This is a genomic window from Azospirillum sp., from assembly GCF_035628975.1.
Taxonomy (GTDB): Bacteria; Pseudomonadota; Alphaproteobacteria; order Azospirillales; family Azospirillaceae; genus Azospirillum.
Genome location: NZ_DASPIS010000136.1, coordinates 23,369 through 34,993 on the forward strand (window position 1 = coordinate 23,369; position 11,625 = coordinate 34,993).

General features: G+C 67.3%; 12 protein-coding genes and 1 pseudogene. 12 read left to right on the top strand and 1 reads right to left on the bottom strand.

The annotated features are described in order from the left end of the window. The first annotated feature begins 42 nt into the window (after nt 1–42). From VD964_RS28030 to VD964_RS28085, 12 genes are all read left to right on the top strand, one after another. A complete protein-coding gene (locus VD964_RS28030; protein WP_324871717.1) occupies nt 43–576 on the top strand; it encodes a hypothetical protein in 534 nt (177 codons plus the stop codon). 281 nt (nt 577–857) lie between these two features. Continuing rightward, nucleotides 858–1,565, top strand: a complete 708-nt coding sequence (locus tag VD964_RS28035; RefSeq protein ID WP_324871718.1) for a flagellar hook assembly protein FlgD — start codon at nt 858–860, stop codon at nt 1,563–1,565. A 41-nt stretch (nt 1,566–1,606) separates the two neighbouring features. Then, complete coding sequence (gene flgE / locus VD964_RS28040) at nt 1,607–2,902, top strand: flagellar hook protein FlgE (RefSeq protein WP_324871719.1); 1,296 nt, start codon at nt 1,607–1,609, stop codon at nt 2,900–2,902. 4 nt (nt 2,903–2,906) lie between these two features. Beyond that, a complete protein-coding gene (locus VD964_RS28045; protein WP_324871720.1) occupies nt 2,907–3,164 on the top strand; it encodes a hypothetical protein in 258 nt (85 codons plus the stop codon). A 94-nt stretch (nt 3,165–3,258) separates the two neighbouring features. Continuing rightward, nucleotides 3,259–3,852, top strand: coding sequence for a hypothetical protein (locus VD964_RS28050; protein WP_324871721.1), 594 nt, complete (start codon nt 3,259–3,261; stop codon nt 3,850–3,852). Between the two features lie 30 nt (nt 3,853–3,882). After that, the gene (gene flgK, locus VD964_RS28055) at nt 3,883–5,643 is read left to right on the top strand and encodes a flagellar hook-associated protein FlgK (protein ID WP_324871722.1); all 1,761 of its coding nucleotides are present in this window, start codon (nt 3,883–3,885) and stop codon (nt 5,641–5,643) included. 11 nt (nt 5,644–5,654) lie between these two features. Next, complete coding sequence (locus VD964_RS28060; RefSeq protein WP_324871723.1) at nt 5,655–6,560, top strand: flagellin; 906 nt, start codon at nt 5,655–5,657, stop codon at nt 6,558–6,560. A 125-nt stretch (nt 6,561–6,685) separates the two neighbouring features. Next, nucleotides 6,686–7,510: a flagellin gene (locus tag VD964_RS28065; RefSeq protein ID WP_324871724.1), complete on the top strand. Its 825-nt coding sequence runs from the start codon at nt 6,686–6,688 to the stop codon at nt 7,508–7,510. A 112-nt stretch (nt 7,511–7,622) separates the two neighbouring features. After that, complete coding sequence (gene fliD / locus VD964_RS28070) at nt 7,623–9,311, top strand: flagellar filament capping protein FliD (RefSeq protein ID WP_324871725.1); 1,689 nt, start codon at nt 7,623–7,625, stop codon at nt 9,309–9,311. A gap of 64 nt (nt 9,312–9,375) precedes the next feature. After that, the gene (locus tag VD964_RS28075; protein WP_324871726.1) at nt 9,376–9,855 is read left to right on the top strand and encodes a flagellar export chaperone FliS; all 480 of its coding nucleotides are present in this window, start codon (nt 9,376–9,378) and stop codon (nt 9,853–9,855) included. Next, nucleotides 9,836–10,525 carry an RNA polymerase sigma factor gene (locus VD964_RS28080; protein ID WP_324871727.1) on the top strand — a complete coding sequence of 230 codons (690 nt, stop codon included), beginning with the start codon at nt 9,836–9,838 and terminating at the stop codon, nt 10,523–10,525. The genes VD964_RS28075 and VD964_RS28080 overlap by 20 nt, the downstream gene beginning before the upstream one ends. Then, the gene (locus tag VD964_RS28085; RefSeq protein ID WP_324871728.1) at nt 10,515–10,793 is read left to right on the top strand and encodes a hypothetical protein; all 279 of its coding nucleotides are present in this window, start codon (nt 10,515–10,517) and stop codon (nt 10,791–10,793) included. Before VD964_RS28080 ends, VD964_RS28085 begins: the two co-directional genes overlap by 11 nt. A 15-nt stretch (nt 10,794–10,808) precedes the next feature. On the opposite strand, the pseudogene VD964_RS28090 reads toward VD964_RS28085, so the two are convergent. Beyond that, a pseudogene (locus VD964_RS28090) lies at nt 10,809–11,625 on the bottom strand (hypothetical protein); the annotation flags it as partial.

An 11,625-nucleotide genomic window follows, 5' to 3' on the forward strand; every position in this document is an offset into this window, starting at 1 on the left:
AGCGGTCCTGAAACGGCCCGGACCTGATCGAAGGGGAAGAGCATGAAGGACATCACCGTCGCAGCCACCGACTGGGGTCTCCACGCCGTCGCCTGCACCGGCCTTCCTCTTGCTCCCCCCTCCGCTTGGCTCGGGACGCTGCGCAACGCGCTGTCCGGCGCCGGCACGGGTTCCCGCCTGTTCCTGGATTTGCGGGAGGTCGGCAAGTCCCCCCTGCCGCCGTCCCACCTGGGAGCATTGGCGTCGGTCCTGGCCCAGGCCGGGTTCAGTGCGGTTCTGGTGCCGGACCTCCGGCTCGGCCACGCGCTGTGCGATGCGGTCCGCCGCAGCGGCGGCACGGGCGGCACGGGCGGCACGGGCGGAAGCGAGACGGCCACCGGCCTGCGCGTCCTCTTCACCGAGGGCCGCGACCGGGTCGCCATCGCCGCCGCCTACCAGTGGCTGCTGAACGGCCGGGAGCCTGCGGATGCCCTTCGGGTGTCCGATGGCCGCCCGTCGGTTCTGGCCTTCCCCGTCACCGCGGCGCACCGGCCGGCGACCTCCCCCGGTCGATCCGACCTGCGCCGCGCCGGCTGACGGTTCTCCCGTAACGGCTGTTTCGTAACCGTTTTTCCTGCAGTCATCGTCGTCTCACCTGCCTTTTCGCCCCGGCCGGACTCACCTCCCGCCGGGGCTTTTTATTGCAGCCGCCTTTTCCCCGAAAAAACCGCGCCAGCTTTCGCCGGGCGTTCCGTGGATAGCCACAGAACGAACGGGGCGGCGCCTGACCGTCGCCCATTCCAGAACGACATCGGCCCGAACTGCCGCGAAATCCCGCCCGGATTCCGCGAACGGGCCGGGATTGGGTGGAGAAGGCGATGCTGGTCGATTCTGTCAGCTCTACAACCTCGACGACCACGACGAGCTCCTCGTCCAACAGTTCCTCAACGAGCAGTTCTTCGGGCTCGCTGGTCGAAAACTACCAGTCCTTCCTCACCCTGCTTCTGAAGCAGCTGGAGGTCCAGGACCCGACCAACCCGGTCGACGCCAGCACCTACACCACCCAGCTGGTCCAGCTCGCGTCGCTGGAGCAGCAGATGTCGATCGGCGACAAGATCGACGAGCTGACCAGCACGGTATCGGACCTCAGCACCTCCCTGACCTCCGCTCTGGGCTCCACCAGCAGCGCCATCAACTACTACGGCCAGACGGTCGAGGCGGAAGGCTCCACCACCCCGCTGCAGGACGGCGAGGCGACCTGGGAATACGACCTGGAGTCCACCGCCGCCTCGGTCACGCTGACCATCACCGATTCCAGCGGCAACACGGTCTACAGCGACGTCAGCTCCTCCACCGCCGCCGGCACCCATGAGGTGACCTGGGACGGCGTCGGCACCGACGGCAGCAGCTACGGCAGCGGCACCTACACCCTGTCGATAACCGCGCTCGACGCCAACGGCAACGCCATCGACACGACGACGCGGTTCAAGGGCACCGTGACCTCGGTCGACAGCTCGTCCGGCACCGCGGTGCTGAGCGTCGGCGGCGTCAGCGTGTCGGCCGACGACGTGCTTTCGGTGTCCTGACCTCTCCTCCCCTCCCCGAACACCAGACGACAGGTGCCGCGATGAGCATCACCAGCGCCATGTACAGCGCCACGTCCGGGCTGACCGCCCAGAGCAAGGCGCTCGCCAGCATCTCCAGCAACATCGCCAACTCCAGCACCACCGGCTTCAAGGGCACCGTCACCGAGTTCACGTCCTACATCAACAAGACCACCACGGTCGACGAGCAGGTCGGCGGCGTCATCGCATCGAACACCCGCAGCATCAGCAGCCAGGGCGAGATCGAGACGTCCAGCGTCACCACCAACCTGGCGGTGAACGGCGAGGGATTCTTCGTGGTGTCGGACGACACGGCGGACGGCGGGACCTACTTCACCCGCAACGGCTCCTTCAGCACCGATTCAGACGGGTATCTGGTGAATTCGGAGGGCTACTATCTCTCCGGCTGGAAGCTGGACGACAGCGGCAATGTGAGCGCAAGCAACAAGACCTCCGTCGACAGCCTGGAATCCATCAACCTGTCCAACATCAAGGGGACGCCGAAGGCAACCTCCACCCTGGGGATCGAAGCCAACCTGCCGTCCGATGCCGAGACCGGCGACAGCTTCACCTCCGACGTCGAGATGTTCGACGCGCTGGGCAACAGCCACTCCGTCACCATGACCTGGAGCAAGACCGCCGACAACACATGGTCGGTCAGCGCGTCCAACCCGGTCAGCTCGGACGACGGCACGACCACGACCGGCACCATTTCCGGCTTCCCGATCACGATCAGCTTCAACAGCGACGGCTCGCTGGCCGGCGCAACCCAGAACGGCACGACGGTCGATCCGGCCGCCGTCTCCTTCTCGGTCACGGGCTGGACGACGGGGGCCAGCGACAGCAGCGTCTCGATGGATCTCGGCACCGCCGACGGCACCGACGGGCTGACGCAATATGCGTCCGGCGAGGACGATCCGGAGATTGGCGACTGGACCTCGACCCAGGACGGTTACGAACCGGGCTCCCTGACCGGCACCACCATCGACAGCGAAGGCGTGGTCCGCGCCACCTTCGACAACGGCGAAACGCGGGCGATCTACCAGATCCCGATCGCGACCTTCGCCAATGCCGACGGGCTGGACAGCGAGAGCGGCACCACCTTCACCCAGACCTACGAGTCCGGCAGCTACCAGCTGCGCACCGCCGGAGACGGCAAGGCCGGCGACATCGAGGCCGGGTCCCTGGAAAGCTCCACCGTCGAGCTGACCGACGAGTTCAGCCGCATGATCGTCGCCCAGCAGGCTTATTCCGCGGCGTCCAAGGTGATGACCACGGCGCAGGACATGCTGGACACGCTGATCTCGATGAAGCGGTGACGCCATGGCCGCCGCACCGGACGAAGGATTCGCCCGCGCCGAAAGCCTGCTGCTGGAACACCGCCGGCTCACGGTGCAGGCGTGGTCGCTTCTGGCCCGCAGCAGCACGCGGGCCGAGCGGCTGGCGATGGCCGACGACCTCATCGCGCTGATCGACCGGCTGGGCATCGAAAAGCGTGCGCTCGCCGCCCGCATCCACCGTGGCCGGGCCGCCAGCGCGGCGGTCTGCGCCTATGGCAAGGCGATGGCGGCGCGGCGGTAAGGGCAGTCGAAGCCGCCCCTCCTCCCGAAAATTCCGCGCCAGCTTTTCCCTCTCCCGCCGTGGAACCTGACATCCACACCCCGGAGCCTACGCCATGGCGCTCAAGCACACCCTGCGCAAGCCCGCCCAACCGAAATCCGAAACGGCGAAATCCGAAACGGCGAATTCCGAGGCGTCCAAGCTCAAGCTGACGAAGGCTGAACCGCGGACGGCATCCGCAATTCCGGACACGCCCACGATCTTCCTGCGCGTCGACGCGGTGGTGGTTCTGGAGGGCTTCGTCGTCGAACTGGATCGCGCGGCGGCGCGGGCGGAGGCAGCGGTGCGCGAAGGCCGGCCGCGCGACGCGCTGCTGGCGGCGGGCGACATGCAGACCCTGCTGATGGCCTGGAAGGACCGGCTCACCGATGCGCTGGCCCAGGCGCGCAGCAAGCGCGTCGCTCCGGCGGTGCGCGGCGCCGCCAAGGCCGCCGCCGGGCAGGTGCTGCCGACGCTGGCTGCCCGCATGCGGAGGATGGAAGCGCAGATCAAGGTTCATTGTGCCCGCCAGAGCGCCATCGGCGCCGCCCTGCGCGCCGCATCGACCGCCCCGGCCGGCGTCTACGGCGTCGCCTGCGGTCCCGGTGCGCGGTACGGCGCACGGGTGGCGATGTGCACCACCGGCCACGCCTTCGGCGTGACAGTCTGACGGCGGAATGAAGGAGAGGGAGGCCGCGCCATGTCGCTTCGCGTCGCCGGTTCCATCGCCACGTCGGCATTGCGCACGTCCGAAGTCGGGATGGCCGTCGCCTCCTCCAACGTCGCCAACGCCGATACCGAGGGCTATACCCGCAAGACCTCCTCCACCATCACCCGCGATACGGGGACCGGCGTCTCCAGCGTCGACGTGACCTCCGTCTCCAGCAACGTCGACCGCTATCTGCTGAAGACCATCGTGTCGGCGCAGTCGGACCTCGGCTATGCCGAAACGCGCGACGGCTATCTCGACCGGGTGCAGTCGGCCTTGGGCAGCGTGACGGCGGACGAGGAGAGCACCGGCACCGACATCGGGTCGATGATCGACGCGCTGGCCGACACGCTGGGCACGCTCGCCACCTCCCCGGAAAGCGGGAGCGCCAAGGCGGCCACCGTTCAGGACCTGTCCGATCTGGCCGAAACGCTGCGCAGCACCTCATCCACCATCCAGTCGCTGCGCGCCCAGGCCGACGACGAGATCGCCACCACCGTCGACAGCATCAACGAGACGCTGAACACCATCGACGACCTGAACGACCAGATCGTCCGGGGCAAGGCGCTGGGCCAGAACGTCACCGACCTGGAGGACCAGCGCAACACCGCGCTGAAGAGCCTGGCGTCCAACCTCGACGTCACCTATCAGGTCGACGACAGCGGGCTGATGCGCATCTCGACCGCGTCGGGCAAGTCGCTGCTCGACAGCGCGGTACACGAGCTGTCCTACACGGCGGCTTCGTCGGTGAGCGCCGGCACGGCCTACAGCGCCAGCGGCAGCAGCGGCTTCAACGGCATCATGCTGAACGGCGTGGATATCACCGGCTCCTCGCCGGGAGGCTCGCTGGGCGCGCTGGTGCAGTTGCGCGACACCGACCTGCCCGCCCAGCAGGCGGCGCTGGACAAGCTGGCGACGATGCTGATCGACACCCTGAACGGCATCCAGAACCAGGGCACCTCCTATCCCGCGCCGCAGACGCTGACGGGAACCGGAACGGTGTCGGACGGCGATGCGCTGGCGGTGACCAGCGGGACGCTGCGCGTCGCCGTCACCGACAGCAGCGGCACGGCGGCGGAGGTTCTGGACATCGATTTGTCGACCATGTCGACGCTGCAGGACGTGGTGGACGCCATCAACACAATGAGCACCGCGTCCGCCTCGATCTCCGCCGACGGCAAGCTGGTGATCTCCGCCGACAACTCCAGCAACGGCATCGCGCTGGGCGGCGACGCCAATGACGGGACGACCGGCGCCTTTTCCGACGCCTACGGACTGAATGACCTGCTGACCGGCACCGGCGCCTCCGACATCAAGGTGGCAACCCGCATCTCCGAGGACAGCAGCCTGCTCGCCACCGGCGCCCTGTCCTCCGCCAGCGGGCTGACCGCCGGCGACACGGTGCTGGCCAGCGGCGAGGGGTCGGTCGCCAGCGCCCTGTCGGCGGCCTTCTCGACCAGCTACGCCTTCGATGCCGCAGGAGGCTTGAGCGCCCGCAGCACCACCTTCGCCGGCTATGCCGGTGCCGTGATCCAGGGAGCGGCCACGCTTGCCGAGAAGGCGGCCACCGCCCTGGAGAGCCAGGAAACCTACACCACCAGCCTGGAGACGACCTTCTCGTCCCGGAGCGGCGTCAACGTCGACGAGGAGACGGCTGCGATCTCCACCATGCAATCCGCCTACGAGGCCGCTGCCGCGGTCATGAAGACGCTGCAGGAGATGTTCGACACGGCGCTGGACATGGTTCAGTAAAGGAGACCGCGATGGAACGGGTCGCGACCTACAACCATCAGAACACGCTCGTCCAGTACATGCTGAAGGCCGAGGCCAAGGTGGCGGCCGAGCAGATCCGGTCGGCGTCCGGCCTGAACTCCACCGATTACAAGGGCATCGCCACCGACAGCAGCCGGCTGGTCAATCTGGAAAGCCATTACCGCCGTCTGGAACAGTATATCGACGAGGGCGAGGTCGTGAACGGCCGCATCCAGTCGATGTATGACGCGGTCGGCAGCATGACCGACCTCACCTCCCGCCTCAGCGCGCTGATCACCGGGCTGCAGGGCGACAACGCCGCCGGTGTCGAAGGCGTGGTGGCGGAAGCCGCCCAGCTGATGGAGGAACTCGCCGGCCTTATGAACACCCGGCAGGACGGCCGTTACCTGTTCGCCGGCGGGCGCACCGACCAGACGGCGGTCGATCTCGACAGCTACACCGCCCAGACCTACCCGTCGAGCGCCGACACCAGCTATTACCAGGGCGATTCCACCGTCACGCATTATCAGGCGGCCGATGATTTCGTGCTGTCTTATGGGGTGAACGCCGACGATCCGGCCTTTGAGAAGGCCCTGCGCGCCTTCAGCCTGATCGCCGGCATGTCGACCGATCCGGTGGACGAGGACCTGCTGGCCGAAGCGACGCAACTGGCATCCGATGCGACCGACGGGCTGACCATCGTCCAGGCCAAGCTGGGTGCCGCCAGCGCGTCGCTGGAGAACACCATCGACCGCCATGTGGACGAGCAGCTGGTGCTGCAGACCCAGGTCGACGACATCCGCAGCATCGACCTGGCCGAGTCCACCACCAGGCTGTCCCAGCTCCAGGCCTCGCTGGAAGCGACCATGAGCCTGATGAAGATCCTCGAAGAGAACAGCCTGTCCGACTACCTGTGACCGCCGCGAAGGCGCGCAAAAAAAGCGCTGACCCGATCGAAAAACCCCGCCAGCTTTCGCCGCGTCCGCCGTGAGTCCCAGTGAGGGTCGCCGAAACGGCCCCGGTTCGATCAGGAGACCAGATCATGCCCGTCATCACGACCAACACGGCTTCCAATTCGGCCCTTCGCTATCTGAACATCAACTCCGAAAACCAGTCGGATTCGGTGTCCAAGATCGCCAGCGGCTCGCGCATCACCAAGGCGTCGGACGACGCGGCGGGCCTCGCCGTCGGCACTTCGCTGCAGTCGGACATCACGGTGCTGAACCAGGCGGCGACCAACGCCTCGCACGGCTCGTCGATCCTGCAGACCGCCGATGGCGGCATGTCCAGCATCTCCGACATCGTCCAGCGCATGCGCTCGCTGGCGACGCAGTCGCTCTCCGGTTCGGTCACCGACAACGAGCGCGCCTATCTCGACGCCGAGTTCCAGCAACTGCAGGACGAAATCGACGGCATCGCGTCGGGCACCCGCTTCAACGACGAATCGCTGCTCGACGGCACCGAGCAGTGGGCGTCGGGCGTCAACTTCCGGGTCGGCACCACCGCCACCGACAACATCACGGTCACCATCGGCAACGTGACCACGACGGGTTTGGGCATCAACACGCTCGATGTCGGCACCTCGGCCACCGCCGCCGCCGCGCTGACGGCGCTCGACACCGCGGTGACCAGCCTGTCGGACGCCCGTGCCGATGTCGGTGCGCTGATCTCGCGCTTCGAGTTCCGCAGCGATATGATCGACACCACCATCGAGAACACCGAGGCGGCGCAGTCCGCGATCATGGACGTCGACGTCGCGGCCCAGCAGTCGCAGCTCGCCTCCGAGAAGGTGCTGACACAGGCGGCCATCGCCGTCCTGTCGCAGGCGAATTCGATGCCGGAAAACCTGCTCTCCCTTCTCCGCTGACGGTTCGCCGACGGTTCGGCGGTCGCCGATCCGGCGCGCTCGGCACGGCTTCATGCACGCGCAGGGCGCCGACGGCCGGCGACGGTGAAACATCGGGGGGATCACCACCGCCATGTCCACAGTCACTTCGACAACCAGCACCACCGGCACGACGGCCGCCGGCACCGGATACTCGGCGCTGACCTCCACCGATTCCGGGACGGGCATCGACTATTCCCTGCTGATCGAGGCGAAGGTCAATGCGCGACTGGTGAAGGCCGACCGGATCGACACCAAGATCACCGCCAACGAGGCGAAGATCACCGCCTACACGGACCTGCAGAATCTGCTGCAGACGGTGAACGCGTCGTTGGACGGTCTGCGCAACCGCAGCACATCGACCGGCGCCTCCAGCAACCTGTTCAGCCAGCGCGCCGCCTATATCGGCAACGACGACGTATTCAGCGCCACGGTGGACGACGGTACCGAGGTGGGCACCTATTCGGTAGTGGTGCAGCAGATCGCCACCAGGCACAAGTTCGCCGCCGACGGCACCGGCAGCAAGACCGACGCGCTGGGCTATTCCGGCAGCTTCACGCTGCAGGCGGCGGACGGCACCGCCGTGACCATCTCCATGGACAGCGACGACAGCCTGACCGACCTGCGCGACGCGATCAACGCGCAGAAGTCGACGAGCGGCGTGACCGCCAGCATCGTTCAGGTCAGCGACAGCAGCTATCGGCTGATCCTGACCGCCGACAACACCGGCGAGGAGATCACGCTGACCGACGGCGGCGACGGGGTGCTGTCCTCCCTCGGCCTCACCGACGGCGACGGCGCGATAAAAAACGAGTTGGTGGCGGTCCAGGACGCGATCGTCGAGATCGACGGCGTCACCGTCACCCGCCGTTCCAACACGATCGACGACGCCATCGATGGCGTGACGCTGAACCTGTACAGCGCCAGCCCGGATACGGCGGTCTCCATGGAGATCTCAACCGACCTGTCGTCGATCAAATCCGCGATCACCGATTTCGTCGATGCCTACAACGCCTACCGCGAGTTCGTACTCACCCAGCAGTCGACCACCTCGGACGGCGAGGCGAGCGAGGACGCGACGCTGTTCGCCGACAGCCTGCTCCGCCAGATCACGCAATCGGTGTCGAGCGCGCTGAACACCTCGATCACCGCCGACGACGGGACCGTGCTGTCGCTGGCCTCGCTCGGCATCACCTTCGACGGTTCCAACAATCTGGAGCTGGACGAGGACACGCTGAACAGCATCCTCACCAGCGACGTCGACGCCGTGCAGCAGTTGCTCGGCCTCACCATGACCTCGTCGTCGAGCCAGTTGTCGCTGCTGCGCTACGAGACCACGCAGTCGTCGCTGTCCTTCACGCTCGACATCGTCAGGGGCGACGACGGGACGCTGACATCGGCGTCGGTCAATGGCGACAGCAGTCTGTTCACCGTCAGCGGCAACCGCATCATCGGTGCCGAAGGCACCGCATACCAGGGCATCGTGCTGGTCTATACCGGCGGCAGCGGCAGCGTCGATGTCGATTTCTCGCGAGGCTTGGCGGACAAGCTGTACGGTGCCATCGATGCGGCGGCGGCCGATTACGACAGCGACCTTGCGACCGCCGTCGACGACCTGGAAGCCCAGGACACGACGCTGCAGAGCCGGTCGGACGACATCCGCACCAGGGCGGAGACCTACCGCAGCACGCTGACCGCCTATTACGCCCGGCTGGAGGCCGCCGCCGAAACCGCGGCGCTGCTGCTGAAGCAGCTGACCTACAGCGACGACGATGACGACTGACTTGGGAGGCTCCGGTCGGGGCTCCATCGGGCAGACCTCATCCCCATCACGAGGATCCGGCGCCATGCGCAACTCCGCCTATTCGAAAGCCCTGAACGCCTATGCCGTCGCCAACAGCACGGTGCCGCCGCTGGTCGCCGTGGTGCGGCTCTACGAGCGGGCGATGATCCACCTGCACGCCGCCCGCGACGCCGCCGCCGCACGCCGCTTCGACCACCATCATGCGGCCATCCAGCGCGCCGTCATGGTGTTCGCCGGCCTTGATTCCATTCTAATTTTCGACAAATATGAGGATATCGCCTGGACGCTCCGGCGGTTCTACCGCCGGCTGATCGCACAGGCGGGCGCCGCCGCCAGCCGGAAGGATCCGGTTGCGGCCTGCGAGTCACTGATCAGCCAGACATCCTTCATGCTGAAGGCCTGGCAGGCCATCGCCGCAGAACGCGGCGGGCCATCCACTGTCGTCGGTGCCCCGGCCAAAGGGCCGCATGCATCCGTCGTCGGGAGAACGATGGATCATGCTCATGGCGGACTCTCGGCTTGATGCCAGGCGCCGGCCGGACGACTGCGGGCGCCCCGATCACGGATCGGTCATGTCGGGCGAGGTGACGCAAGGGCGTGCCGCCGGCGCCATCATTCCCCTGGACGAGGAGCCGGACGAGGCGCTGATGGCGCAAATCCGGTCCGGCAGCCAGACGGCCTACCGGCGCCTGGTCCACCGTCACCTGAAGCGCACCTATGCGCTGGCCCGCCGCCTGACCGGCAACGAGGCGGAGGCGGAGGATGTCGTGCAGGATGCCTTCCTCCAGGTCTGGCAGCGCCGCGCCCAATGGACCGACGACGGCGGGGCCCGCTTCACCACCTGGCTCTACCGGGTGGTGGTGAACCGCTGCATCGACCACAAGCGCCGGCCGGTCGGCCAGGATCTGGATGCGGTGGCGGAACCGTCGGACGGCGCTCCCGATGCCGTCAGCACCATTCACCGCCGGCAGGTCGCCGCCCGCCTTCTGGACGCCCAGAACAAGCTGACTCCGCAGCAGCGCGCCGCCGTGACGCTGTTTTATTACGAGAATTTGAGCAACGCCGACATCGCCGGCGTTATGCAAATCAGCATAGGTGCTGTAGAATCCCTTTTGAAACGCGCGCGCCAGCAGCTCCGGCTGCTGCTGCGCGCCAGTGCGCAGGCGGCCAGGGATTCCTTCGATGACGGATGAGGAGTTTCGCGATCGGCTCGATCGCCACGGAGGCGACCTCGCCCTCTGGCCCTCCGATGTGGCCCGGGACGCGCGGCGCCTTCTTCTGCGTTCGGTCAAGGCGCAGGCGATGCTGGACGAGATGGTGACGATGGAACTGGCGCTCGGCCGGTCGGAGGATCGTCCCCCGCCGGGCCTCGCCGACCGCATCTTCGCCGCAGCCTTCCGCCTGCCGCCGTCGGAGCGCGGCTTCGATGAGGATGGCGATCAGCCGACGCGGCTGATGTAGCATTTCCTCGCCGGGTCAGCCCCCGGCCACCCGCCGCAGTTCCGCCGCGATGCGCTCCATCGCCTGCTCAAGCCCCTGGCCGCCCAGCGGCTGGAACAGGCGCATCGACGGATACCAGGGCCGCCCGGCGGTGCCGAGCTGCGTCCAGTCACGATTGCCGAAGCGCCAGACCGGCACTCCCAGCGCACCGGCAAGTTCCGCCACGGAGTTCGCGGGCGCGATGACGAGGTCCAGCGCGGAGACCAGTGCCGCCGTCTCCTCGAAATCATTGCGCAAATCCAAACCGGTCCAGCCGTAGATCGGCTGTCCGAACCGACCCTCCGCCTCCAGGATTTCGCGCCGGCAGTCGTCATACTGCAGGTTCACGAAGGTGACGCCGGGAACGGCGAAGACCGGGCCCCAGGCGTCCAGCGGCAGATAGGCGCTGCGACGGTCGGCGGTCATTACCTGGCTGCGCCAGCTGATGCCGACGCGCAGGCCGTCACCGGCGCCGTCCAACCGCTCCCGCCAGTCGGCGACGCGGCCGCTGTCGGCGAACAGCCAGCAGGACCGGGCCGGAAAGGCCGACAGCTGGTCCCGCAGCAGGCGCGGGACCGAACCGGCCGGAATGTGATAGTCGCAGTCGACCGTCTCCGCCTCCACCAGCCCGCAGGACGGCTGCCCGGCGCGCATGATGGCCTTGGGAAAGGACCGGGCGAACAGCGGCACCAGCCGGCGCTCGCATTCGATCACCACGGTCCCCGCCAGCTTGATCAGGTCGGGATAGCAGGAGGCGAACAGGAACTCGTCCCCCACCCCCTGCTCGCGCCAGACGAACAGGCGCTTGCCGGCC

What these genes read in the sequence shown, in the direction of transcription:
- VD964_RS28030 (WP_324871717.1), top strand. Translation starts at nt 43, where the DNA reads ATGAAGGACATCACCGTCGCAGCCACCGACTGGGGTCTCCACGCCGTC.
- VD964_RS28035 (WP_324871718.1), top strand. Translation starts at nt 858, where the DNA reads ATGCTGGTCGATTCTGTCAGCTCTACAACCTCGACGACCACGACGAGC.
- flgE (WP_324871719.1), top strand. Translation starts at nt 1,607, where the DNA reads ATGAGCATCACCAGCGCCATGTACAGCGCCACGTCCGGGCTGACCGCC.
- VD964_RS28045 (WP_324871720.1), top strand. Translation starts at nt 2,907, where the DNA reads ATGGCCGCCGCACCGGACGAAGGATTCGCCCGCGCCGAAAGCCTGCTG.
- VD964_RS28050 (WP_324871721.1), top strand. Translation starts at nt 3,259, where the DNA reads ATGGCGCTCAAGCACACCCTGCGCAAGCCCGCCCAACCGAAATCCGAA.
- flgK (WP_324871722.1), top strand. Translation starts at nt 3,883, where the DNA reads ATGTCGCTTCGCGTCGCCGGTTCCATCGCCACGTCGGCATTGCGCACG.
- VD964_RS28060 (WP_324871723.1), top strand. Translation starts at nt 5,655, where the DNA reads ATGGAACGGGTCGCGACCTACAACCATCAGAACACGCTCGTCCAGTAC.
- VD964_RS28065 (WP_324871724.1), top strand. Translation starts at nt 6,686, where the DNA reads ATGCCCGTCATCACGACCAACACGGCTTCCAATTCGGCCCTTCGCTAT.
- fliD (WP_324871725.1), top strand. Translation starts at nt 7,623, where the DNA reads ATGTCCACAGTCACTTCGACAACCAGCACCACCGGCACGACGGCCGCC.
- VD964_RS28075 (WP_324871726.1), top strand. Translation starts at nt 9,376, where the DNA reads ATGCGCAACTCCGCCTATTCGAAAGCCCTGAACGCCTATGCCGTCGCC.
- VD964_RS28080 (WP_324871727.1), top strand. Translation starts at nt 9,836, where the DNA reads ATGGCGGACTCTCGGCTTGATGCCAGGCGCCGGCCGGACGACTGCGGG.
- VD964_RS28085 (WP_324871728.1), top strand. Translation starts at nt 10,515, where the DNA reads ATGACGGATGAGGAGTTTCGCGATCGGCTCGATCGCCACGGAGGCGAC.